Genomic DNA, 24991 nt, shown 5'->3' on the forward strand with positions numbered 1-24991 from the left:
GGCTACTTAACACAGAATATCACCCAACGTTTAATTGGAAAGCGTGTCTTTAGAAAAAGATCGTTTTAATTGACGCAAGTCATCAGATGCAGGTGCTTCAAACACTTCCAAATCGAAAAACTTGATCGCTGCAAACAAGTGATCGAAGATATCCGCTAGTGCTTCTTCGTAAAAAGCCCAGCTCGTGCCATCGGTAAACATATACAGTTCCAATGGCAAGCCATGCTCGGTAGGTGCCAACTGACGCACCATGACCATCGAACTTTGCTGAATACGAGGATGCGCTTTCGCATAAGCAGAAAGGTAAGCACGAAACAAACCGATGTTCGTCATTCGACGACCATTAACAGGCATAGTTTCGTCCGGTAGAAACTCATCATTGTACGCTTGGATTTCTCCCAATCGTTGGTCGATAAAATCTTGCAACAAGCGAATTTGTCGCAATTTTGCAATTTCTTCATCACTCATATAGCGGATCGACGAAATCTTGACATTCACCGCACGCTTAATCCGACGACCACCCGATTGCTGCATCCCACGATAATTGGTGAATGATTCGGTAAGCAACGTATGGGTAGGAATAGTCACAATCGTGCGGTCAAAATTGCGGATGCGGATATTGTTAAGATTGATCTGCAAGACATCGCCATCTGCATTGTATTTCTTCATCTCGATCCAATCTCCTACCCGTACCGAATCATTGGCAGAAACCTGAATACTCGCTACGAATCCAAGTATCGTATCCTTAAATACCAACATCAGAATGGCCGAAGCAGCACCCATCGAAATCAAGAACTGTCCTGGGGAATTTCCCGTTATTACGGTGAACAAGATCGTACCCCCAATAAAGTATAGGACAATCTGCAAAACCTGTAAATAACTATCTAAAGGCTTGTCTACAAAGCCGGGTTTGTCTTTAAAAATATCTCTTCCTGTTTTGAATACCGAGTTGATTAGTCGCAGCGCCACAAATGCAATAATCAGGTTTAAAGAAGCTTCTAAAAAGGAAAGTGTCGCTGGAAATCCGCGAAATACCAAAGGAAGAAAAGCCTGTGTAATGATTAATAAAATCAATAAACTCAGACTGGAGAAAAACTTATTTTCAACAAATCGTTCATACGCCATTTGTTGTGTACGTCGCATCATCTTCGAGAAAACTCCTATGAATACATTACGTACTAAATAGTCTACTACAAATAACACCATCGTCATCGCGATCAATAGCGCGGCCGTCGTAATAATATGCGTGAGTTGGCTATTGAGCTGCAATTGCGCTAGCTGCTGGTACGTCGTATTGTAGATTTGTGTATTGACCTGTTCGTCAGCCAAAAATTGTTCAATCCTGTCCTTCATCCTGCAAAAATAGGAATCCCAGTCTGGATAACAAAAAACCCATCTTCTTGCCGACTTTGGCTCGAAGATGGGTTTTTCCAATATGATCTTGAAATCTCTCTTATTCCTCTTCCATACCATCCGTTGCTGGTGCCTTATCAATTAGCTCCATAAACTGATCCAGCTTTGGCGTGATGATAATCTGCGTACGGCGATTACGTGCCTTACCTTGTGCAGTAGCATTGTCGGCGATTGGGTTGTATTCACCACGACCACCAGCCGTCATACGTTTAGGATCTACACCGTATGTATTTTGCAAAGCTTGCACCACCGATGATGCACGCAATGTACTCAGATCCCAATTATTTCGGATATTTTTCTGCGTGATCGGATCCGGATCCGTATTACCTTCTATCAATACATCATAATCTCTATAGTCCTGAATAATTTTGGCAATCTTGCTTAGTGTAGCACCTGCTTGATCCGAGATCTCGTAACTACCCGAACGATACAGCATATTGTCTGCTAGGGAAATGTATACCACCCCTTTTAGCACCTGCACATCCACATCCTTCAACTCTTCTCTGCTCAATGAACGCGTCAAATTATTAGTCAACACCATGTTAAGCGAGTCGCTCTTATTTTTGGTATTCACTAAATGTTGAATGTATCGATTAGAAGCATTGATCTCATCGACCAATTTCGAAATATTCACATTACCTTGCGTGTTTTGGCTAATACTATTATCCAACGTTCCTTGCAATCTAGCTAGTGCTTCTTTCAGCGAAGTATTATTACGTCGCTCAGATTCCAATTGATCTTCCAAACTTTTGACACGCGCACGTGATTCGGCTAATTCAACCTGACTCTGCTGATAACGTTCCCCTAACGTACGATGCTCGGCTTCTAATGCCTGATGCACTTTTTTACTGACTCCACAAGCACTGAAAAGCATCGTTCCGATAATTACCAATGCGTAAGGCCATATCCTTTGTTTTTTCATATTAGTATGGTATTAAATGACATGATACGAATGTAGATACTTAGATCGTGCCAAAATGCTAAAAAAAAATTAAATTACTTATCGCTATAAACTGGACATAAACCGACTTTCAGCGAGTTTTTACCGACAATCGGCAGCCATTCACCTAAAAGAACTATCAAACATAAGGCGGTACTAGTACTTTTGATTATAACAAATAAGTCAACCATTTAAAAAAATACGATCATGTCTATTAAAGAAACATTTAGCATCAACGGTGAGAATCTATTAAAAAAGATCAAAGATCTAATTGCAGAAGGTAATGTACGCAAGATCTCTATTGCTGATAAAAACAACAAAGAGATCATCAGCTTTCCGGTAACCATCGGTGTAGTAGGAATTGTTTTAGCACCGATATTTGCCGCAGTTGGCGCTTTGGCGGCGATCCTGACGGAATGCAAGATCGTGGTAGAACGTACCGACACGACTAAAGAAGAGCCTGCGGCATCTGCTCCTTCTGAGCCCACCAATCCTGCAGAACCAACGCATCACACAGATGAACCTGAGTCACCGCAGTTTTAATTTTGACAACAAATTGAGAAAAGCCCATGTATTATACCATGGGCTTTTCCTAATTTCGTACAGATCAAGATCTGAACAAAGCTATGGATACGACCCTGTACATTAAAAATATGGTATGCAACCGCTGCATCATGGTCGTAGAAGAGCACATGAATAAGTGGAAACTGCCTGTTTCGCACATAGCGCTTGGCGAAGTCACCACGCCAGCTACCATCTCGCCAAGCTTATTGGACACCATTCGAAAAGAATTGGACGTATTGGGCTTCGAACTGATCGATGATAAGCGACAACAAACTGTAGAGCGCATTAAGACGGCGATCATTGCCTTGATTTATCATAAACACCTTGGGCAAAAGCTTAACCTTTCGACTTGGCTAGAGCAAGATTTGAATCAGGATTACGCGCATTTGTCGGCTTGGTTTTCAGAAAGTGAATCGACCACCATAGAGAAGTTCTTCATTGCCCAAAAGATTGAGCGTGTCAAAGAATTACTGCACTATGAGGAACTCACCTTATCGCAAATTGCCGATCAATTACATTATTCCAGCGTAGCTTACTTAAGTAATCAATTCAAAAAAGTGACTGGCCTATCTCCTTCCCAGTACAAGCAATCGGCCGAGAACACCAGGCTGCCGCTGGACGCAGTGAAATCTTACAAGTAAAAAGCAACAAAACGCAAACTTTCCTGCCCAGCTGTTTCCGATCTTTGTGTAAGCAACCAGCGTTAGCTAACATGATAGAAGAAAGCAACACATCGAGCACCATTATTCCCTTGGATAAAAAACATCTTACCCAAGCGGCTGAGAAAAATATACAACAAGCGCTGGCGCGCGTCGAAATCACCGTGCCTATCAACTTGGATAAACAAAATCTGATCGTAAGTAGTGTTGATCGTGATCTAGTGGTTCGCATTGTTTCCTTACTACAACAGCAAGGCTATGCTCCACTTACGCAAAAACAGGAAATCCCAGTATTAGATATGAGCTGTGCTTCCTGCGCCAGCAGCATTCAAAGTATGCTATTGGCACAATCGGGCGTATTGCAAGCCAGCGTCAATTTTGCCAATACCAGTGCGCAGGTAGAATACCTGCCTAATCTGATTCAAGAACAAGATCTCCAAAAAGTAGTACGCGCCATAGGTTTTGATCTATTACTAGAACCAGCAGCTTCTCGCGACGAAAAAAAGGCGACCATACAGCAGGAAAACTACGAGAAATTGAAACGCAAAACCTTCTTTGCGCTTGTATTGGCCTTGCCGGTATTTGTATATGGCATGTTTTTCATGCATGCACCGTACGCGAATTGGATCATGTTTGTGTGTACGACGCCATTGGTATTTTGGGTAGGAAGCGACTTTTTTGTACACGCTTGGAAACAAGCTAAGCATCGTGCGGTCAACATGGATACACTGGTCGCGTTAAGCACAGGAACGGCTTATGTATTTAGTGTCTTTACCTTATATTTTCCAGAATTCTGGTTAAAAAGTGGTCTGGAAGCACACGTTTACTTTGAAGCTGCTGCTGTCATTATCGCTTTTGTCCTACTCGGCAAATTACTAGAAGCACGCGCAAAAAGTCATACGTCGGATGCGATAAAAAAAATGATGGGCATGCAGCCTAAAACGGTCATTCGACTCGATACACAAGGCATACAGGAAGAAATAGAGATCGCGAATGTGCTATTGGAAGACCTGCTATTGGTGCGCCCGGGTGAAAAGATTCCAGTAGACGGACGCGTGGAACTGGGTGAATCATACGTAGACGAAAGCATGCTGAGCGGCGAATCCGTCCCAGTATTGAAAAATAAAGGTGAATCAGTGTATGCCGGTACGGTCAACCAGCGCGGCAGTTTTCGATTTCGCGCTCAAAAAGTGGGCGAAGATACGGTGTTGGCACAAATCATTGCACTTGTTCGCAATGCGCAGGGAAGCAAAGCACCCGTGCAAAAACTAGTAGACAAAATTGCGAGTATTTTTGTTCCTATCGTTATCGCCATTGCGCTATTGAGCATGCTGATCTGGTTTGTATTTAGCGGCGATCATTGGCTGACGCAAGGCATTATGGCATTTGTGACGGTGCTGGTGATCGCTTGTCCTTGCGCGCTGGGTTTGGCTACGCCGACTGCCATTATGGTGGGCGTAGGTCGCGCAGCATCGGCAGGCATCTTGATTAAAGATGCCGAAAGTATAGAGCGAGCGAAAGATTTGGATGTGCTGGTATTTGACAAAACCGGCACACTGACGATGGGTCGCCCACAGATTACCGATCAATACTGGTTGGAGGAAAATGAATCGCATCGACCCGTGTTGGTGGCAATGGAACGCCTTTCAGAGCATCCACTAGCAGATGCCATCGCAAGCGCTTGGGACGAATCGCCCTCGCTAGATCTAGAGGATTTCGAAAGTATAACTGGCAAAGGCATTGTGGCAACTTACAAAGGCACATCTTACCTCTCCGGAAATCAGAAATTGATGATGAGTAAGGAAGTGCCGATTTCGGATGTGCTTTTAGAAAAAGCCGCAGAATACGCGCAATCTGGCCGAACCGTAGTTTGGTTTGCGGATACGCAACGCGTGCTGGCCCTGCTCGCCATTTCCGATCCGATCAAGGAAACTACTCCATCCGCGATTGCTGCTTTGCACCAAGCTGGCATCAAAACCTACATGCTAACAGGTGATAATGAAGCGACCGCCGCAGCGATTGCGCGCCAAGCCGGCATCCAATATTTTGAATCAGAAATGTCACCAGAAGATAAAGCAAAATACATCCAAAAATTGCAAGCGAAAGGCAACGTGGTGGGTATGGTCGGTGATGGCATCAACGATAGCGCGGCATTAGCACAAGCAGATGTTAGTATTGCGATGGGCAAAGGAAGTGATATTGCGATGGATGTAGCCAAGATGACCATCATTTCATCGGACTTACAGAAAGTGCAGGTGGCTATTAAGCTGTCGCAATTAACGGTGAAAACGATTCGTCAGAATCTTTTCTGGGCATTTATTTACAACTTGGTAGGCATTCCAATTGCGGCAGGTATTTTGTATCCTAGTTTTGGATTCTTGTTGAGTCCGATGATTGCGAGTGCCGCAATGGCCTTGAGTAGCGTATCGGTCGTATCCAACAGCTTGCGTCTGAAATGGAGAGATATAGGCACGACAGCATAATAATGACATTAAATTAGTTTAGTATTTCTTATAAAATTAGATCATGGAAAATAACGTATTGACATTTAAAACCAGCATCAATTGCGGCAGCTGCATCAAAGCGGTGACGCCATTTTTAGAAAACATATCTGGCATCAGCCAATGGGAAGTAGACACCAACAACCCCGACAAAATCCTGACGGTGCAAAGCGCCAGCGCTACGGCAGATGAAGTACTTACTGCAGTACAAAAAGCAGGCTTTACCGCGACAGCGCTGTAAGCTTGGTATTTTGCAAAAAGCCTCTGTTTCGTTCTTGAAACAGAGGCTTTTTGCTAATTTATACGATAAACACTTTTTAAGGTGTTTAACTTGATACCCGCAGCATCAAGCACTTTTAAAAGTTGAGTTTTATTTATTTTTGTAAAAATGTTAAAGGTTCAAAATTGTAACGCTACCAAATTCAGGAGCATCGCCGCATTTTAAACTAAGAAGCCCGACGTGTTGAATCGTCGAGCTTAATCAATCTATTCCCGACAAGAGCTACTTTTCTTCTTTTCTTATGTAAACCCAAGATGCCAAGCTATTTACTTGAGAAAGGGGTTTAGCGGAGTAAATACAGTACTCTTCAATTTCCTGAAAGTTAATATCAGCACAAACTTCTGCAGTCACTTCGCTAAGATTTTCGTAATCACTGGTGTTAATAATTAACTAAATACCCATCGTTGTTGGTGTAACCGATCTGGTTTGCGGATTTATGCAATTACCTTTCCAAAATCAACTCCTATTTTATTTCGTACGATCACCTATATACCTGTCTTTAATTATGATGGTCATCGTTAGCTATGCTAAGTTTGATTTTCTCCGCTCTTAACTTCTAGAAGGTAGTAACTGCATTATATTTTCGATACGAGATTCAAACTCGGCTAATTCCTTATTCTGCGAAAGGATAAAACTATTGTCAGACAATTTTCCGACCACTAATTCCATTTCTTCGTCTGAATTGTACAACATTTTGCGGAATTCACTTTCGTAATCTTTGGCTCTTGTCCGTTCGATCTCATCACGAATCCAGCGTTTTGTTTCCAGCGCTTCTTGCATCAAACCTTGCAGAAATGCCACATCCCATGTGGCGGCCGACACACCAGTTAGCTCTTGCAATGAAGCGATGCTATGCGCTAGTTTTTCGCGCAGGTAATCGCTACTCAATTGATGATAGCGTCGATGAATTTCCAACCAAGAGTTGAGCTCAACTGATTTCACATCGGCAATGAGCTGTTGCAGATCGGAATTTGGTATGAGCTGACTGCCCACATTAGTAAATGCTTTTCGTTCAAAAGGCTGATTTTGCACTAATTGCCAAAGATCATCCACCGAGTTCGTTTCTGTATAAGCCAACATTTGCGTGGCCGCATAATAGCGAATCATACGCTGGAACAGATGGTAAACCTCTTTCGGCTTTTTCAACACCACTTTACGACGCGAGTTTTCGACGTTTGAAAGCAATACTTCGTGCTGGAACACGCCAACCGGATCTTTCAAAGTGCGTAGTGCCTCACTACCTAACAAGGCCACCGCCGTCTCGATCTCCGAAAAGGTATTGAACATCTCATTGACCGTATCGGGTGCGATCACATCGTATTCGAAATATTGGTTTTTCAGCTTGCGGTTATCCCGTGCAGTAAATTTACTGGTGTTGCGCATCAGCGCGTACATATTGTACATAAACCAATACCCCGGCACGATGACCAAACGATCATTTTGCACATCATTGCTAATCAGCGAAAACGGAATTCGGATATCCAATTCGTGAAGAAAATCGCCTTTGACGATGAGCGAATACGAAGCAAAGCGCGAATTGTGCTTCAAGCTCACACACAAGCCTGGCCAGAAGCCACGACCCGCCATTAACTCACCATCCGCTGCGCGGGAATTATGGTTAGATCCCACAGTCGCCCCAGCCGCCATATTGCTTTGCCCCATGATCAAGGAAGCACAAAGGAAGGAGTTATTATGATGCTGTTCATGCGCTGGAAATAGCAAGGAATTCAATACTTCACAACACGATATGGTAGAATTGTCGCCGAGAAACGAGTTAATCAGTCGTGCGCCGTATTTCAATTGCGAGAAAGAAGACAAAATAAACCGCACTGCTTTCACGCCATAAAATATGCGACAACCGTAGCCCACAATGCCATTCACCAACTCACAACCTTCGCCAATCTGTGTATACGCAGAGGAAATGGAGTTGACGGTGACGTTTTTGATTTTATTAACGCCTTTGATATAGGCGTCGGAGCCAATCTGCACGTTTTTGATGGTATGGCAATTTTTGATGACTGTGCGCTCACCAATCATGCTATAGTAACCACGTTTGGACGAAAACTGCAGATCGGTAATTTCGTGTAAGCGTCGCTGAAAATCAGCATCATCGCGGTGGCGCGTCCAGAGATAAACATCGCCAGCCTGCATGCCATTGAAAGGCAATACCGAACGGCCGCCATTTTCATTGCACAACTCGAGGTAAATACGACTTTCTGGATCGTCTCCATCTTTGAGTACACCATTTCCAAATTTTGCATTGGAACTGGTTTCCATCTCGTCGATATTCGTGAGGATGACTTCCTTGCCCACAATATAATGCGCCATATAGCGCACGTGATGTATGGCACAATAATCGCCAATATCCGAACTGATGATCTGCGAATGATAAATACCAGACGCCAAGCGAAGATCGCGGTATTCTACATAGATTTCGTCCATCTTACCGATGCGCACCAAACCATAAAATTTGGAATGACGAATCTGATCGGGAATAAATCCTGCTTTGCTGACGAATACATCGCTCCAGTTGGACGACTCATTGCCCTGCGCCGTCAGTTGATCGATTTCCTCGGATGTTAGGGAACGAAACTGATCCGACGCGATCGGATTTTGCTGAAATCGCAGGTAATATTCATCTTGCCCTGCGGGCAGGTATTCTTTGGGCACGAAATCGTAACCCAAAGAACGAAGTGGTCTCTTGTTTATATAGGCCATAAGCGCTTATTCGACGGTCACTGATTTGGCTAGGTTACGCGGCTGATCTACATCCAATCCACGTTCTACTCCAATATAGTACGCCAATAACTGCAGTGGAATGGCCGCCAATAATGGCGCAATAATTTCATCACAATTAGGCACTACCATAATATCATCTGCCAATTCTTCCACTCTATTATCTCCCTCACTGACTATCGCAATAATTTTTCCTTTTCGGGCTTTAATCTCTTGTATGTTGCTCACGATTTTCTCGTGGTAACTATCTTTTGTAGCGACAAAAATCACAGGCAATGTTTCATCGACCAAAGCAATAGGTCCATGCTTCATCTCGGCGGCTGGATACCCTTCGGCATGGATATAGGAGATTTCCTTCAACTTCAAAGCGCCTTCTAGTGCGGTTGGAAAGTTGTATCCACGACCTAAGTATAGCACGTCGTTGGCGTCGCTATATTTCTTCGCGATGCGTTGAATCTCTTCGACCTGATTGTCCAGAATCCACTGCACTTTCTCTGGCACCGCATCCAATTGCTGAATGAAATAAGTAAATTTCTGATCGTCGATTGTACCTTTTAATTTGGCAATTTTCAAAGCAATCAACTGCAATACGGCTAATTGTGCGGTATACGCTTTGGTGCTGGCTACGCCAATCTCTGGGCCAGCATGCGTGTACGATCCGGCATTAGATAAGCGAGCGATAGACGAGCCCACTACGTTCACCAATCCGTAGATAGTGGCACCTTGCTCTTTGGCATTTTCCAAAGCCACCAAGGTATCTGCAGTTTCGCCACTTTGCGAGATCGCAATGATCACATCTTCGCTCGATATAATTGGATTCCGGTATCGGAATTCAGACGCGTATTCTACTTCTACATTGATGCGACACAATTCTTCGATCACATATTCGGCGACCAAAGCCGAGTGCCAACTGGTACCACAAGCAACGATGATGATCCGGCGTGCCGCCATAATCTTATCCGCAATCGCATCGATACCGCTCAGCGTGATTTGATTTTTTTGTGCATCCATGCGTCCGCGAAGCGAATCAAAAATCGTTTGCGGTTGTTCAAAGATCTCTTTCAGCATGAAGTGGTCGTAGCCATTCTTTTCGATAGCGGCCAATTCCATATCCAACTTCTGCACGTATGGTGTGATGATCTCGTTGCCCAAGTTTTTCAAAATCAGTTCATCTGGCTTTACAATGGCTAACTCATAGTCATTGATGTATACGACCTCTTTAGTGTAAGCCAACATAGGCGAAGCATCGGAACCTAGGAAATGCTCATTCTGACCGATACCAATCACCAGTGGACTTCCCTTCCGCGCCGCGATAATCGTATCAGGATATGCCTGATCGATCAATAAAATAACATAGGCACCCGTCACACGCTTCAAAGCGATACGAATGGCTTCTTCGAGTGAACACTCGTTTTTGATTTGGATATCTTCGATGAAGTTTAATAATACTTCCGAATCGGTATCGCTATGAAAAACATACCCCTCTTTTAGTAACTCCGTCTTGAGTTGCGCATAATTCTCTATAATACCATTATGAATCATAGCAATACGGCCAGATCGCGACAAATGCGGATGTGCATTGCGATCACAAGGCTCGCCGTGCGTAGCCCAACGGGTATGCCCAATACCGGTATGCGAAGCCACATCGCTCACGCCTACATGCGCCTCTAGTTTTGCAACCTTTCCCTCTTTCTTAAATACCGTAACACCACGATCTTGCAACAAAGCAACACCGGAACTATCGTAACCTCGGTATTCTAATTTTTTCAGACCATCAATTAGAATGGGATAAGCCTGTTTGCCTCCTGTGTAACCAACTATTCCGCACATATATAAAACTCGTATAATTTAATTTATATTCCTAAAAGGGTTAAAATCCGTTCGAATATATCAATTATCATAGACAATCACTCTGCATCTGCACCGTTTTTTCCTAATGCGAAAAAGAACAGCGCCTGCTTCTCAAAAGAAGCAGGCGCTGTACACAATAACTATGAATACTAAAACGTATTAGTTCAATTCGAATTTGTAACCTACACCTTTTACCGTAGTGACATAGAGTTCACCAATCTTTTCACGCAATTTACGAATATGTACATCGATGGTACGGTTTGTCACAACGACCGAATCTTCCCATATCGCTTTCAAGATTTGCTCGCGTGTAAACACCTTGTTAGGCTTAGAAGCCAGTAAATATAGGAGCTCGAACTCCTTCTTCGCTAGTACAAATTTCTCATCACCTCTAAACACTAAAAAGGAATCCCGATCAATCACCAAATCCATGATCTCTAGTTTATCGACATGGTCATCGCTAGAATCATTCGCATTGCGCCGCAGAATGGCATTAATACGACTAATCAACGCCCGAGGTTTGATCGGTTTGGCAATATAATCGTCTGCACCCACGTGGAAGCCAGCAATCTCTGAATATTCTTCGCTACGTGCAGTAAGGAATATGACAAAGGTATTTTTGAATTCTGGCATCGACCGCATGAGTCTACAAGCTTCGATCCCATCCATCTCGGGCATCATCACATCCAAAATGATTAAATCTGGATTGACTTCTTTGGCCACCCGAATAGCTTCTTTGCCGTTGTTAGCTGTAGACACTTGAAAGCCTTCTTTGCTGAGGTTGTACGATATGATGTCTACAATATCTTGCTCATCATCTACAACCAATATTTTTGGTTTGGGATTGCTCATACTCATTTTTTCTACTAAAGTATGTACTTAATGGTAAGCTAAAGTTACACAAATGTTATGATATTGTTAACCCGTGCAAGATGTAATAACATCCCATCAATATTAATTTAAAGTTTTCTTAAGGAAATCTTCAAGCGCTTTACCGCGTAGGTTTTTCGCAATGATCTTTCCAGAAGGATCTAGCAGGTACGAAGTGGGAATCGCGCGGATACGGTAATCTATGATCAGATGCGAGCTCCAGGCTTTCAAATCTGAGATATTAGTCCACGTCAAGCCATCATCTTCCATCGCCCTAATCCACGAGCCGGGATTGTCATCCAACGACACACCCAGTACTTCAAAGCCTTTGTCTTTAAAGGCAGCGTATTGCTTTACGATATTCGGGTTCTCTTCGCGACAAGGCATGCACCAAGAAGCCCAAAAGTCAACTAAAGTATATTTACCTTTAAAATCTGTGAGCTTCACGAGCTTATTCTGTGGCGTATACGCCTCGAAGAAAGGCGCTTCTTGTCCGATGGCCAACGCGCGCAGCTTATCGACCTCAGCTTTGAATTCGGTAACGTACCGATTATCGGTAAATTGATCTTTAATTTGATCGCCATAGGCAATTAATTCAACCTCTGCCATCTCTGGTTCTAGCGTACTCATGGCATAGAAACCAGCCAGATTGGGTTGTTCGTTCGCAAAAGCAACCGCCTGTTGTATATAGCGCTGCATGTGCGGCTCAAAACTTTGCAACATCTCACTGCGCAGATTTTGAATCTGCTCAGAAGATTTATCGATGGTTGCTTTGGTAAATATCTTTTGAAGTGAGTCTTGTACGAATTCAATGCGATTTTTTGCTGGCGCAAATGCTTTGAGGATTTCCGAAAGCTCAGATCCGGCTAATTGGTATTGCTCAGGCTGCTGTAGATCGGTCTCAAACTTCACGGGCTGCCCTGGTTCCAATATAATGGGATACCGATTATTGCCAACCACTAAGGTTAGCAAGCGCGGTTGCGTACTACCACGCTCAAATCGAAAGCGATTGCCATCCGCAATAAACACTGAGTCCAACTTGCGCTCCCCTTCGAAGAAGGAAACCACTTTGACGTTGCCCGGATTTTCAATGGTTCCAGTGATCGCAATATTCTCTTTCGAATCGCAGGCCTGCAATGCCATAAACGACAAAGCCACGATACCTATCCAATAGCAGATTTTAATTATTTTCATATTACACCACAAATTCACGAGCACGCTCCAAGGCGCGTTCAATTCCATTAACATCTTTACCGCCAGCTGTCGCAAAAAATGGCTGACCTCCGCCACCGCCTTGCACCTCTTTGGCCAATTCGCGGATAATAGCTCCTGCATTCCAACCTTTGGCCTTCGCCAGATCTTCGGTAATCATCACCAATAAGAACGGTTTATCGTCCATCACTGTTGCTAATACCAAAAATAAATTCGGAACCGAATCGCGCAGCGCGTAAGCTAAGCCTTTCACCGCATCGGCGTTTGGAATATCGACCCGGGCTGCCAAGTATTTTGCACCGCCAACGGTCTCTACTTTATCCAACAGCTCGGTCTTCAACGCTAAGGAACGTGCGGTGATCGCTTGTTGTACTTCTTTCTTCAAGGCGCCATTTTCCTCGAGCATCTTTGACAAAGCACCGACGAAGTCTTTCGGATTATGTAGTAATTCTTTGATGTTATTCACGATCTCAAATTGCTCGCGAATCAACGTAGCGGAACGACTACCAGTCACCGCTTCAATACGACGTACACCAGCCGCTACAGCAGATTCGCTCACAATCTTAAAGAAACCAATTTTACCCGTGGCAGATACATGCGTACCGCCACAGAGCTCTTTGGAGAAATGATCATCGAAAGTAATGACGCGCACGTACTCACCATACTTCTCGCCAAACAAGGCCGTTACGCCAGACGCTAGAGCCTCTTGATACGGCGTCTTACGCTCTTCTTTTAGGGCAATGTTTGCGCGGATTTTAGTATTGACAATATCTTCTACCTGTTTGAGCTCTTCATCCGTCACTTTCGAGAAATGTGTAATATCAAAACGCAAAACATCTGGAGATACTAAAGATCCCTTCTGTTGAACATGGGTACCCAACACATCCCGCAGCGCGGCATGCAATAGGTGCGTAGCGGAGTGATTGGCTTCTGAATCGGCACGTTTTTCAGCATCTACCGTTGCTGCAAATTCTCCCTCCAAAGAAGCTGGTAATTGATCAACAAAATGCACAATCAACGCATTTTCTTTTTTCGTCGCGACGATTTGTATCTTTTCTTGGGTAGCCTTATTAATCAGCGTACCCACATCGCCTAATTGACCACCTCCTTCTGGATAGAAAGGCGTCACGTCCAGAATCAATTGATATTGATCTTTTCCTTTTGCCGTTACTTTACGATATTTTACGATTTGCGATTGTGCACTCAACGTATCATAACCTACAAATTCGGTTTGCACTTCATCCTGCAATATCGTCCAATCCGACAAATCCAAGGTCGTTGCCGCTCTGGAGCGTTCTTTTTGCCGGTTCAAGGCGGTTTGAAAACCGTCCATATCTACGGTAAGACCTTTTTCGCGTGCCAATAGCTCGGTTAAGTCAATTGGAAAACCAAAAGTATCAAACAACTCAAAGGCAAAATCGCCATCGATCTGCTTAGCAGCACTGTCATAACTTTCAAAACGCTGTATACCGGTGGTCAATGTACGCAAGAAAGATAATTCCTCTTCCAAAACTACTTTTTGCACAAAGCCTTCTTGATCGGACAAGACATTAAACACGCCTTTGAATTGCTGTGCCAATATTGGCACCAATTCATTGAGGAAAGGCTCTTTGAAACCTAAAAAGGTATACGCATAACGCACGGCACGACGTAAAATCCGGCGGATTACGTAGCCGGCTTTATTGTTTGATGGCAATTGCCCATCCGCAATGGTGAAACTCACGGCGCGAACATGATCGGCCAATACACGCATCGCAATATCCGTTTGCTCGCTTTGGCCATACGGAATGCCCGAACGCTGAGAAGTAAATGAAATCAAGGGTTGAAAGACATCGGTATCATAATTAGACACCTTTCCTTGAATGGCACGAACCAAACGTTCGAATCCCATACCGGTATCCACATGTTGTGCTGGAAGCGACTCGAGCACGCCAGATTTCAAGCGATTGTACTGCATGAATACGAGATTCCAAATCTCGATAACTTGCGGATCATCGTGATTAACTAAATCGGCACCAGCTACCGCTGCGCGCTCCGCATTGGGGCGCATATCGTAATGGATTTCGGAACACGGACCGCAGGGCCCGGTATCGCCCATTTCCCAGAAATTATCCTTTTTATTACCTAATAGAATACGGTCTTCGGCAATAAACGCTTTCCATAAATCGTATGCCTCCACATCTTTAGCTAAGCCGTCGTTTTCGTCGCCTTCAAAGATCGTCACATACAGGCGATCTTTATCTAGCTTATATACTTCGGTCAATAATTCCCAAGCCCAAGCAATGGCATCTTTCTTAAAATAATCGCCAAAAGACCAGTTGCCCAGCATTTCAAATAAGGTATGGTGATAGGTATCAATACCTACTTCTTCTAAGTCATTGTGCTTACCCGACACGCGCAAACAGCGCTGCGTATCGGTTGCGCGGGAATAGCTGGCCACACGTTCTCCCAAAAACAGGTCCTTAAACTGATTCATACCTGCATTGGTAAACATCAACGTGGGATCATTTTTGACGACAACGGGTGCCGATGGTACAATTTGGTGTCCTTTTTCTTGAAAAAAGGTTAAGAATGCTTCGCGAATTTCTCTACTAGTCATTAAAAATGTGCCTAAAATTTGAATCGCAAATTTACTTAAATTTGCTGAGGAAACGGCGGCAATGCCATAGGTTTTGGACAACAAATCAAATATATTCGCTATATTTAACGAAACAAAGACACGACTATCTGCAACACTATGCGAAATACTATTCTGGTTCCTACAGATTTTTCACCCAACTCTCTTACTGCCGTGCAATATGCCTGTCAGCTTGCAAAACATAAGGGGTACAATTTGCATTTACTGCATTACTACACCAGCAATACGGTGAATTTCGCCGGCCAATCGGATCAACAAACAGATTCTGAAGATAATTCGTTATTGAAAGCGGATGTATTGATGCAAGAATTAAAGACCGAATTGACTACTTCGCACCCTGAACTAGTTATTAAGGCAGTGTGCGAAAGAGGTTTGATTGATGAAAAATTACCGAAGGAAGCAGCTAAAGATCACTATGTTCTGATTGTCATGGGCGCCACGGGCGCTTCTGCTAAAAAATCAATCTATTACGGCAGTACAACCGTCGCTATCACCGCGCAATCGCCTATTCCGGTTGTAGCAGTACCTGATGGATATCCTTCTTTCGCCTTTCAGCACATTAGCTTACTTACGAAATTCAAGACGGAAGAGCTGGAGACATTGCGTACTTTTATCGGAATCATAGGCGAACCAGAAAAGCTTTCTTTGACGCATGTATACCGGGAAGAAAGCGATCTTGACGCGATGCAAGAGCATTTGCAATCTTGGGCATTCAACATCCGGGAGATGGACATCATTAAGCAGGTCAACATAGAGTGTGCCCCTATTTCTAAAAGTGATGAGAATCTAGATACGGTACCAGAGGTGGTCAACAGCTTGATTGAGAAAAACAATCCAGATATTATCTTGGTGACCAAAACGCGCAAATCATTCTTCGAAAGATTGTTTAAAGCTTCTGTATCGAAAGCAATTGCGCTGGAATTGAGGAAACCTACTTTCTTTGACCGCATTGACCAAGCATAAAATGAATTGCTTGGCCAGCGGCCGATTTATTATTTTTAAAAACGATCCAACACCAAACGTATTGCCCGCTCGATGACGGCCTGCGGCTGCTCACTAAATCGCGCATCTACACGACTAGCGACAATAGCATTAATGGAGATGGCTCGATGACCAAACATGTTGGACAACGCATAAATTCCTGCAGTTTCCATTTCTAAATTGGTAATATGCCGCCCCGCCAGATCCAAACTTCCCGCCAATTCCACAAACTGTGGAGCTGCTGCTTGGGTACGTACTTTGCGTCCTTGCGGACCATAGAATCCAGGCGCTGTAACCGTTATTCCTTTATACAAATTATGCGCATATTTTTCCAACAAGCTTTCATTGGCCTTGCCCACATATGGTCTGACGCCTAATTCCGAAAAAGCCTCCGTGATAATATCCCGTATCTCTACCTCCCCTTGGGTATACTGTTTTTTATAGAACTGCATGAGCGAATCGAAACCCACAGCAAACTCACTCACGATAATCTGATCCATAGCCACATCGGGATGCATAGAACCACTGGTGCCGATACGGATGATATCCACCGATTTGATTTCTGGATTGAGCATCTTGGTCTGCAAATCCACATTGAACAGCGCATCAATTTCGTTGATAACAATATCAATATTATCTGTACCAATACCTGTGGAGACCACCGATATTCGCTTGCCACGCAAATGCCCAGTATGCGTGATAAACTCGCGCTTTCCTTTTTTGATTTCAATACGATCAAAATGTTGCGATACCAACGGCACGCGCTCTTGATCTCCTACAAAGATGATGGTATCGGCAATATCTTCCGGAAGTAAATTGAGATGGTAAACGCTACCATCTTGGTTCAGTATTAGCTCAGAATCATTGATCATATAGTTTTCAGATATCGAAGGTTAGTTTGGCCCACTTTCTCCAGTCGCCCGACAACTGCATTGACTTGCATCTTTCGAATCGCAATACGCATCAGGCAATCGTTGTCAAATTCTTGTTCCAAGACCGTAGCATTCTCTTCCTTAATAATACGCATAATATCATTCATTTGCAAATATGGAAACTGCACTTCGTAGATATCATCTGTGGTCCTTTCTAAGATTATCGCTTCCTCCAAAGCGATGTTTGTCGCTCTTTTATAGGCATTGATAAGACCAGGCACGCCCAACAAAGTACCTCCAAAATACCGAACTACCACAACTAATACATTGGTCAAATCCAGCGATAGCAACACATTAAGAATCGGCCTACCCGCAGTACCTGATGGCTCACCGTCATCATTAACACGAAAGATCGAGCGATCTGGCGTGAGCCGGTACGCGTAGCAATGATGCCGCGCTTTTGGATGCAGAAGCTTCAGCTCGGCAATAATATCTTTCAACTGAACTTCATCTTCAAAGGGATAAACGTAAGCGACAAACTTACTCCCCTTGTCTCTAAATATGCCTTCGTATGGTCGACCTATCGTATGATAAGTATCTTCAAATAAACTCACAAAATGAATGTTTAAACCTATAAATAGATTGTAATTTTTAAATAAAAAATAGCGCGGCTTTGAATGCCTTGTTACAGAGTGCTAAATTATTATAAATAGTACGAAGCATTATTATAAATATCACTTCAAAGTACAAAAAAAATACACAACCAAGCAAATGTAAATAGAGATAAAACACTATGAACAAATACATTAAATAGTTGGGATGGGTGTATATTATATAGGCCGCGTTTATCTTTTTTGAGTGTAGGTCTAAGTCTTGTTACAAATAAAAAATAAATTGATAGCGCCGTTGGGCAATATTTAAAAATAATTTTAAATATTATAAAATTTTTCTTAAAAATAAATAAAATCTTTCGTAAAATTGTTATAATTAATAAAACCTAATTGTAATTAATTATTACTTAAACATAATTATTATGAAAAATTTAAGCGTAGTGCTACTATTATTCTTTTTTACTTTTTCCTCATGTAGGAAAAATGATGAAGTATTTGAAGCGGCGATTTCGGATGATGCTGATTTCTTAGACAACGAAGCCCAAGCCAAAGGGATAGCTGATCTATTTAGGATCGATTTCACCACACAAATCCTAAACCTTATTTCACCTTTAATAAAAACACAACCGGTTTTTGGACTGGCAAATGACCAGTACAATAGACCAGGGCCTTATGCCGTATCTACGATAAATGCCACACGACAAAACTGTAGAGGGTTTGTTGGAGCTATCCAAACAGTACTTGCTTCCATCAAGGTAGTAGATCCTAACGTGCGTTGCAATGATGCATTTCCATACGGATTTTCCGACCGACGTATGACTGAAATATCTTATCCGTCCAACATTCAATCTTTAGGGAAGGTTCCTGTCATCAGTTTTGTGGGTGGATTATTGTCTAACGCTGCCAACTATGATGCGATAATCAATCTATGGACTAGCTACGGATTTATCGTGGTAAACACCAATAACTTCATTAATTTCAGCCCATCTCTACAAGTAACTAGCCTAACGGAGCTAGTGGATCAAAATCGCAATCCCGAATCGCCATTATACAATAAGGTAGACTTATCAAGAATCTTAGTATCAGGACATTCTGCTGGAGGAGGAGGATCAATATTAATTAGTGCAGTTCCATCCAAAGCTCTACAGGCAATAGATCCTGAAATTAGACTAGTCGGGTCTTTCCCAATGCAAGCTAGCTTCAATGCTACTGGATTAGGCGTCACCGTACCAACGTTAATCTTAACTGGTGAAATTGATGTGATTGTACCACCAATCTTGCAGGGTCTAAATACGCAATATAGATTTATTAATAAAGCTCCAGCCTGGTACATCGTAACAAGATACTCAAATCATGGCACACCAACTTTAGAGCTTAGCAGAAATGATTACGCTGGTATTACAGTTGCGTGGATATTATACCGAGCGAAAAACGATGCGGCCGCAGCGAGATATTTCGTCGGAAAATCATATTTAGCGACGCAAGATCCTGCATTTATTCAAGGCACGTTAAATCCGATTCGAGTACGGCGCAACAAATTAGCGGACAGATTGTAAATTCTGCTGCGGAAACACAATCCATAAATATTGGAAAGCAGAAAGTAACCACCCTGTGTAACGTCAGCTATTGTTCTATTGTATCATTCCATTTTCTAAACAAAAGTGGAGGAGCAACATACGAACAGCAGAAAACAAGTCATTTTTAATGAATAAAAGCATCCTCTTCGTGAGCATACTTTTTATGTTACACATTTTAGATCAAATCATACTAACTCCGCTAAAAATTTTAAACCTTCTTTTAATTAGTACGCTTAAAACCGCTAAAGAATGATATCCATAACGGACACCACCTCGCAAGAACATATAATTAACAAATTATAAAAAATCTAATTTTTTTTATTATGAGAAATTTAACCATCTTATTAGTAACTCTTTTCCTTATTTCGTGTTCGAAAAACGAAGAGTCATTACAAATCGAAACAATTGAAAAATCATCCTCGATCAATCTTAACTCGTTGTTTGCGGGTAATCTGGCAATAGGAATAGCGATTACGCTAAACCGGCGCCTCACGCGGTGAAGACAACTGCCGTTCGAGGTGATTGCAAATTGGTTAGTGGATTACTCTATGGCTTCGCCTCAGCAACTGGTATTATTGCTCCAAATATTCAATGCAATCCACAATTTCCCGCTGGACTTGGTTTCCCCGCTGCAACAGAAATATGGTATCCTAGCGATATTCGGGAGTTAGGAAGATTACCCGTTGTCAATTTGGTGGGAGGCATTACATCTAATGTAGGTAACTACGATACATATGCTCGGTTGTGGGCAAGCCACGGTTTTATTGTGGTTAATTCCAATGATTTCATCAACTTAACTCCGTTGATGCACGCTCTTGGTGCTATTGAAGTTTCTCTTGAAGATAAAAAGTCAGGATCGGATTTAAAAGACAGGGTTGATTTATCAAAAATGATTCTTGTAGGTCATTCTGCCGGAGCAGGCGCGGCTATTACGGCATCGTCTTATCCACCTGCAGTTTTTCAAAAAATTGATAATCGTATAAAAATAGTTTCCTCTGTTCCAATTCAACCTTCCATCATTACGTCAACCTCTCTTGCGGTGAGAATTCCGACTCTATATCTTGCCGCTGAAAACGATGAAATAAACGGTAGATTTGCCACACTCAATTACTACAACTTACATCCACGCACCGTACCTGCATGGTTTGCTACCGCGAGAGCGGCATCACACTTTAGTCCTACCAGGGAATTAGCGCGAAATGAATATGCCGGTGTTATAACAGCATGGCTGCTCTATTATGGTAAAAATAACACCGCGGCACAAGCCTATTTTGTGGGAGCTAACTATAGATTGCAGCAAGATCAACAGTTTATCCTTCAACCTGCTAACTTTCTCGATACTACCCCTAGAACATACGCAGTTAAGCGCAATCAAGCAGCGGATAATGCTCGTTAATGATATATTAAACGATTTATTTCCGACAATCCTTGTTCTTTCAAAATTTCCAGGACTTTGTTGGAAATAAATTCGATAATATAAATAATTGCTAATGCATCACGCTATCATTAGCACACTAAACTGACGGCATCAATACTAACTCGTATTGGAATTTTAAAACTAACGAATTATGAAAAATATCAGTATAATTTTTATCTGTCTTTCACTGTTTTTGTTATCCTGTGAGAAAAAGCAGGAAATTGAACAAGTTGATATTGTCGAGACTGAATCTATCAATACCGATGCTAAAGGTGCACTTATAACTAAGTTCGAACCCACTTTTGGCTTGGCTAATGAGCTGTATAATAGATCAGGACCTTACAAAGTATCAACTACCGGCACACGGTTAAATTGTTCAGGATTAGCTGGGACGATACAAAACGTGTTGGCTGCTTTGCGTTTCTTGGATCCCGGCGTGAGATGTAGCCCTTCTTTTCCGTATGGTTTTGAAGACAGCCGAGTAACAGAAGTTTTTTACACATCAAATATACAATCATTAGAAAAAGTACCTGTCATAAGTTTTGTAGGAGGCTTGTTATCTAACCAAGGGAACTATGATGCATTAATCAAACTATGGACGAGCTATGGGTTTGTGGTGGTTAATAGTAATAATTTCATCAATTTTAATCCATCGTTACATGTTACGGGTCTTTTGGAAATTGTTGCCCAAAACAGCAATCCTCAATCTCCATTATACAATAAAATTGATTTATCTAAGGTCCAAGTTTCAGGGCATTCTGCCGGAGGATCGGGCGCACTTTCGATAACCTCCAAAACAGAGAAAATAATTCAATCTATTCATCCTGCGCTTAGAATAATTGGATCATTTCCACTACAGGCTAGCTTTGCTGCTAGTGGCAATAATGTAAATGTACCAACACTGCTATTGACTGGCCAATACGACGTACTCGTCCCACCGACCACATTTCCACTTAAAAATCAGTATCAGAAGATTACAAGTGCACCAGCTTGGTACATATCTACCAAAAACTCCAATCATCTCACACCAACTTTAGAACTGGCACAAAACGATTATGCTGGCATTACAGTCGCATGGATATTATACACCGCTAAAAACGATGCCGCAGCATCGAGATTTTTCGTAGGATCCAATTATAGATCACTTGAGGATCCAGCATTCACCCAAGCAGAAGACTTACCATTGGCGGTTTATAGACCGAGCAAACCTTCTGAATTTTTGAAGACTCGCGAACCGTTTGTTTTAGTAAAGCCAAACCCCACAAGGGTGCAACGTAATAGTCGTGCAAATACATTGAAATCGCTCTAGAAAACCTGCACAAGGATAACACTCCTTTGCAACAATAATCAATGAGCTGGTTCAAACAGGCAAAAGCACAAACTAGCAATACATAAAGCACACTCTCAACGGATGTGCTTTATTGCATTATAAAGGTATCAACACGCATGGCAAAAAGATCAGCTATCGTAACTTTTAAAAACAAACGAACTAAACATGTAAAAACACATTCTTAAGAAGATCAGCAAAAAACGCTATTACGAAATAAATCAACCCATTGTTATATATATATATGTTATCTTAGATAATATAACACGCGTTAGCATTCTTTTTTAAGTTAAAATCATATCTTAAATATTAACTCTTTAAAACATATGCATCATGAAAAATTCGATCTTAATTTTATCACTATTATTAATGCTATCTTCCTGCAACAAAGATGAAGAGTTTGCAACCACTCAAACTCTAAAAGATGAAACGAAAGCCTCTGCACTAGTGAATGCTTTTGGCATAGCATAATTCGGAGTATAGCAAACTCGGAGCTTATGAAGTAGCCACAAACGCAGTAAGAGGAGACTGCAGGCAATTGGTTGGCATAGCATCAAAAGTACAGGCAACCATTAGATTGCTAGACCCTGAAATTCGCTGTAGTTCAGCATTCCCCTACGGTTTCGAACAAAATTTTTCTACCGAAGCATTTTACCCCGCGAACATCCAATCATTAGAAAAATTACCAGTCATTAATTTTGTGGGAGGCATTCTATCCAATCAGGGCCACTACGATGCTTTAATAAGGTTATGGACCAGCTATGGTTTTGTAGTCATCAATTCTAACAATTTTATTAATACAATACCAACCATGCATATTTATGGTGCTATCGAAGCTTCAAAATTAAATGATGACCCGCAATCCCCTTTATATAATAAAATCGATTTGACAAAAATGATTGTAGCGGGGCATTCTGCTGGAGGCGGAGCAAGCATTCTTTTTTCGAGTTTATCGCAAAAAAATCTCAACATCATAGATCCTACAAAATAATTGGGTCATTCCCGATAGAACCAGGACCACTTGCCATTGGAACAACCGTGAAATATCCCACCTTTATAACCACAGGAGAATTGGATCTAATCGTGTCGCCTGTCTTATGGCCTATCTTATGGCAAGCCAATCTGATCAAGAAGGCTCCTTCTTGGATAGCAACTGCTAGATTTGCCACACATTTTAGTCCAACACTCGATATTCAAAGAAACGAATTTGCAGGAATTTCGGTCGCATGGATGCTCTATCGAGGTAAAAATGATGCGAACGCATCAAGGTATTTTCTTGGCTCCGATTACTTACTACAATCAGACCCACAATTTATCCAAGGCACATTAAATCCACTGAGAGTGCAGCGGAACAAATTAGCGGATAGATTGAAACACAACATAATCTATCGATTCAACAACTTGCTTAACATTTAATTCGCAAGGTTGATTGATAGCATTCACTTAGTCCTACCCTAGAAATGCGTTGAAGCACTTATTGCTTCAACGCTTATTTTTTCAGATACAACATCAACTTGTACGACACTCGGATCACTTTCCCTATGAATAGAAGACAAAGCTATAAATAAGCTATCATCAAAACTGCAATGATTGCAAGCCCGACGCCAATTACATTGATGCGCGACAACTTTTCTTTAAAAAGTAAAACACCTAATACGGCTCCCAATCCAATCACACCTATATTCATACCGGCAAACACAACAGACGGGCTATCTACCAGTAGCTTGTGCGCTTTCATATAAAATAAGATATTACCAAAATTCAGCACCCCCAAAAGAAACCCCCAACACATAGATTTAGCGGAGAATATTCTTTTCTCAAAAATAAACTGCACAATCAAATAGGTAAAAGCCAATACCAATGCACCCGTAAAGATCAGCATCAAAGAAGTAATATACGGAACGCGCGCTTCAAGCGCCACCGTTTTAAAAAGCACATCTACAGCTCCATATCCCACAAAGACCAACAGAGGAAATAGTAAATAACGTGAACCAAGGCTTTGCCCCACACCTTTGCGCCAGCCAATCAACAAAGTGATCGCCAAAAAGCCCACTAAAATACCTGCAATACGCCAAGCACTAAAAACCTCACCGAACAAAAATGCCGCCGCTAGCAAAGATAAAACGAGGGACAACCGCTGCGCGACCTCCGTCTGCACCAAGCCAGCGTAACGCAATGAATAAGATAATAGCATAAATAAACCCGGCAATAGCAAAGCGATTGGGAGATATACGCGCCACGGAAGCGCAGCCCAAGCGATCGCGCGAAGATCTGGCTGGAACAGGAAATACGTCAACATCAATGCTGCGGGATAATTCCACACAATCATTTGCCAAGTATCTACCCCACTCTGCCTAGCATATTTTAATAAAACTGCAACGGCTACCGAACAGCATATACTTATGAGCACAAAATGCATAGGAAAGCAAAATTAGGAAAGATAATTTGCACCAAGAAACAGGTAAACGCTAATAAAATGACATGAATCAAGACTAAACACATCATTATTTTATAATTATATAAACAAATAAATAGACGATTT

Annotated in this window: 22 protein-coding genes; 11 read left to right on the plus strand and 11 right to left on the minus strand. The window is 42.2% G+C overall.

What is annotated here, in order from left to right; genetic code table 11:
- Positions 1-30: 30 nt before the first annotated feature.
- Complete coding sequence (locus tag AC3IRT_RS13405) at positions 31-1353, minus strand: mechanosensitive ion channel family protein (protein ID WP_489393719.1); 1323 nt, start codon at positions 1351-1353, stop codon at positions 31-33.
- 100 nt (positions 1354-1453) lie between these two features.
- Positions 1454-2335, minus strand: coding sequence for an OmpA/MotB family protein (locus tag AC3IRT_RS13410; protein ID WP_489393720.1), 882 nt, complete (start codon positions 2333-2335; stop codon positions 1454-1456).
- 225 nt (positions 2336-2560) lie between these two features.
- Here AC3IRT_RS13410 and AC3IRT_RS13415 point away from each other — a divergent pair, with 225 nt between their 5' ends.
- The 4 genes from AC3IRT_RS13415 to AC3IRT_RS13430 all read left to right on the plus strand — a co-directional run bounded on the left by AC3IRT_RS13415 (position 2561) and on the right by AC3IRT_RS13430 (position 6318).
- Positions 2561-2896: a DUF4342 domain-containing protein gene (locus tag AC3IRT_RS13415; protein WP_489393721.1), complete on the plus strand. Its 336-nt coding sequence runs from the start codon at positions 2561-2563 to the stop codon at positions 2894-2896.
- Positions 2897-2979: 83 nt separating this feature from the next.
- Positions 2980-3558, plus strand: a complete 579-nt coding sequence (locus AC3IRT_RS13420; protein ID WP_489393722.1) for a helix-turn-helix domain-containing protein — start codon at positions 2980-2982, stop codon at positions 3556-3558.
- Positions 3559-3629: 71 nt separating this feature from the next.
- Complete coding sequence (locus AC3IRT_RS13425) at positions 3630-6059, plus strand: heavy metal translocating P-type ATPase (RefSeq protein ID WP_489393723.1); 2430 nt, start codon at positions 3630-3632, stop codon at positions 6057-6059.
- Positions 6060-6102: 43 nt separating this feature from the next.
- Positions 6103-6318, plus strand: a complete 216-nt coding sequence (locus tag AC3IRT_RS13430) for a heavy-metal-associated domain-containing protein (RefSeq protein ID WP_489393724.1) — start codon at positions 6103-6105, stop codon at positions 6316-6318.
- A gap of 261 nt (positions 6319-6579) precedes the next feature.
- On the opposite strand, the gene AC3IRT_RS13435 is transcribed toward AC3IRT_RS13430, so the two are convergent.
- The 6 genes from AC3IRT_RS13435 to alaS form a co-directional block, all read right to left on the minus strand.
- Positions 6580-6744 carry a MafI2 family immunity protein gene (locus AC3IRT_RS13435; protein WP_489396134.1) on the minus strand — a complete coding sequence of 55 codons (165 nt, stop codon included), beginning with the start codon at positions 6742-6744 and terminating at the stop codon, positions 6580-6582.
- 162 nt (positions 6745-6906) lie between these two features.
- The gene (locus AC3IRT_RS13440; RefSeq protein WP_489393725.1) at positions 6907-9075 is read right to left on the minus strand and encodes a DUF4954 family protein; all 2169 of its coding nucleotides are present in this window, start codon (positions 9073-9075) and stop codon (positions 6907-6909) included.
- Positions 9076-9081: 6 nt separating this feature from the next.
- Positions 9082-10923, minus strand: a complete 1842-nt coding sequence (gene glmS / locus AC3IRT_RS13445; protein WP_489393726.1) for a glutamine--fructose-6-phosphate transaminase (isomerizing) — start codon at positions 10921-10923, stop codon at positions 9082-9084.
- A gap of 180 nt (positions 10924-11103) precedes the next feature.
- The gene (locus AC3IRT_RS13450; protein WP_489393727.1) at positions 11104-11796 is read right to left on the minus strand and encodes a response regulator transcription factor; all 693 of its coding nucleotides are present in this window, start codon (positions 11794-11796) and stop codon (positions 11104-11106) included.
- A 102-nt stretch (positions 11797-11898) separates the two neighbouring features.
- Positions 11899-13008, minus strand: coding sequence for a TlpA family protein disulfide reductase (locus AC3IRT_RS13455; RefSeq protein ID WP_489393728.1), 1110 nt, complete (start codon positions 13006-13008; stop codon positions 11899-11901).
- A 1-nt stretch (position 13009) separates the two neighbouring features.
- Complete coding sequence (gene alaS / locus AC3IRT_RS13460; protein ID WP_489393729.1) at positions 13010-15625, minus strand: alanine--tRNA ligase; 2616 nt, start codon at positions 15623-15625, stop codon at positions 13010-13012.
- 138 nt (positions 15626-15763) lie between these two features.
- Here alaS and AC3IRT_RS13465 point away from each other — a divergent pair, with 138 nt between their 5' ends.
- Complete coding sequence (locus AC3IRT_RS13465) at positions 15764-16627, plus strand: universal stress protein (protein WP_489393730.1); 864 nt, start codon at positions 15764-15766, stop codon at positions 16625-16627.
- Positions 16628-16662: 35 nt separating this feature from the next.
- Here AC3IRT_RS13465 and AC3IRT_RS13470 read toward each other — a convergent pair whose 3' ends face one another.
- Positions 16663-17517 (minus strand): nucleoside phosphorylase, encoded by an 855-nt coding sequence (locus AC3IRT_RS13470; RefSeq protein ID WP_489393731.1) that lies wholly within the window; start codon positions 17515-17517, stop codon positions 16663-16665.
- The gene (locus tag AC3IRT_RS13475; RefSeq protein ID WP_489393732.1) at positions 17514-18131 is read right to left on the minus strand and encodes an IMPACT family protein; all 618 of its coding nucleotides are present in this window, start codon (positions 18129-18131) and stop codon (positions 17514-17516) included. Before AC3IRT_RS13475 ends, AC3IRT_RS13470 begins: the two co-directional genes overlap by 4 nt.
- 419 nt (positions 18132-18550) lie before the next feature.
- Between AC3IRT_RS13475 and AC3IRT_RS13480 the strand changes: the two genes are divergently transcribed.
- The 6 genes from AC3IRT_RS13480 to AC3IRT_RS13505 all read left to right on the plus strand — a co-directional run bounded on the left by AC3IRT_RS13480 (position 18551) and on the right by AC3IRT_RS13505 (position 23865).
- On the plus strand, positions 18551-19684 hold the full coding sequence (locus AC3IRT_RS13480) for a poly(ethylene terephthalate) hydrolase family protein (protein ID WP_489393733.1): 1134 nt from the start codon (positions 18551-18553) through the stop codon (positions 19682-19684).
- A 517-nt stretch (positions 19685-20201) separates the two neighbouring features.
- A complete protein-coding gene (locus AC3IRT_RS13485) occupies positions 20202-21101 on the plus strand; it encodes a poly(ethylene terephthalate) hydrolase family protein (RefSeq protein WP_489393734.1) in 900 nt (299 codons plus the stop codon).
- A gap of 172 nt (positions 21102-21273) precedes the next feature.
- Positions 21274-22431, plus strand: a complete 1158-nt coding sequence (locus AC3IRT_RS13490) for a poly(ethylene terephthalate) hydrolase family protein (protein WP_489393735.1) — start codon at positions 21274-21276, stop codon at positions 22429-22431.
- A gap of 351 nt (positions 22432-22782) precedes the next feature.
- Complete coding sequence (locus AC3IRT_RS13495; RefSeq protein WP_489393736.1) at positions 22783-22920, plus strand: hypothetical protein; 138 nt, start codon at positions 22783-22785, stop codon at positions 22918-22920.
- A gap of 67 nt (positions 22921-22987) precedes the next feature.
- Complete coding sequence (locus tag AC3IRT_RS13500; RefSeq protein ID WP_489393737.1) at positions 22988-23440, plus strand: poly(ethylene terephthalate) hydrolase family protein; 453 nt, start codon at positions 22988-22990, stop codon at positions 23438-23440.
- A gap of 47 nt (positions 23441-23487) precedes the next feature.
- The gene (locus AC3IRT_RS13505; protein WP_489393738.1) at positions 23488-23865 is read left to right on the plus strand and encodes a hypothetical protein; all 378 of its coding nucleotides are present in this window, start codon (positions 23488-23490) and stop codon (positions 23863-23865) included.
- Between the two features lie 142 nt (positions 23866-24007).
- On the opposite strand, the gene AC3IRT_RS13510 is transcribed toward AC3IRT_RS13505, so the two are convergent.
- Positions 24008-24859: an EamA/RhaT family transporter gene (locus AC3IRT_RS13510; protein WP_489393739.1), complete on the minus strand. Its 852-nt coding sequence runs from the start codon at positions 24857-24859 to the stop codon at positions 24008-24010.
- Positions 24860-24991 lie beyond the last annotated feature (132 nt).

The sequence above is a fragment of the Sphingobacterium sp. KH_072 genome, assembly GCF_057837975.1.

Coding starts and splice junctions, on each gene's coding strand:
- AC3IRT_RS13455 (WP_489393728.1), bottom strand. CDS start 13,008: ATGAAAATAATTAAAATCTGCTATTGGATAGGTATCGTGGCTTTGTCG.
- AC3IRT_RS13415 (WP_489393721.1), top strand. CDS start 2,561: ATGTCTATTAAAGAAACATTTAGCATCAACGGTGAGAATCTATTAAAA.
- AC3IRT_RS13405 (WP_489393719.1), bottom strand. CDS start 1,353: ATGAAGGACAGGATTGAACAATTTTTGGCTGACGAACAGGTCAATACA.
- AC3IRT_RS13430 (WP_489393724.1), top strand. CDS start 6,103: ATGGAAAATAACGTATTGACATTTAAAACCAGCATCAATTGCGGCAGC.
- AC3IRT_RS13410 (WP_489393720.1), bottom strand. CDS start 2,335: ATGAAAAAACAAAGGATATGGCCTTACGCATTGGTAATTATCGGAACG.
- alaS (WP_489393729.1), bottom strand. CDS start 15,625: ATGACTAGTAGAGAAATTCGCGAAGCATTCTTAACCTTTTTTCAAGAA.
- AC3IRT_RS13495 (WP_489393736.1), top strand. CDS start 22,783: ATGAAAAATTCGATCTTAATTTTATCACTATTATTAATGCTATCTTCC.
- AC3IRT_RS13425 (WP_489393723.1), top strand. CDS start 3,630: ATGATAGAAGAAAGCAACACATCGAGCACCATTATTCCCTTGGATAAA.
- AC3IRT_RS13465 (WP_489393730.1), top strand. CDS start 15,764: ATGCGAAATACTATTCTGGTTCCTACAGATTTTTCACCCAACTCTCTT.
- AC3IRT_RS13480 (WP_489393733.1), top strand. CDS start 18,551: ATGAAAAATTTAAGCGTAGTGCTACTATTATTCTTTTTTACTTTTTCC.
- AC3IRT_RS13440 (WP_489393725.1), bottom strand. CDS start 9,075: ATGGCCTATATAAACAAGAGACCACTTCGTTCTTTGGGTTACGATTTC.
- glmS (WP_489393726.1), bottom strand. CDS start 10,923: ATGTGCGGAATAGTTGGTTACACAGGAGGCAAACAGGCTTATCCCATT.
- AC3IRT_RS13470 (WP_489393731.1), bottom strand. CDS start 17,517: ATGATCAATGATTCTGAGCTAATACTGAACCAAGATGGTAGCGTTTAC.
- AC3IRT_RS13420 (WP_489393722.1), top strand. CDS start 2,980: ATGGATACGACCCTGTACATTAAAAATATGGTATGCAACCGCTGCATC.
- AC3IRT_RS13490 (WP_489393735.1), top strand. CDS start 21,274: ATGAAAAATATCAGTATAATTTTTATCTGTCTTTCACTGTTTTTGTTA.
- AC3IRT_RS13450 (WP_489393727.1), bottom strand. CDS start 11,796: ATGAGCAATCCCAAACCAAAAATATTGGTTGTAGATGATGAGCAAGAT.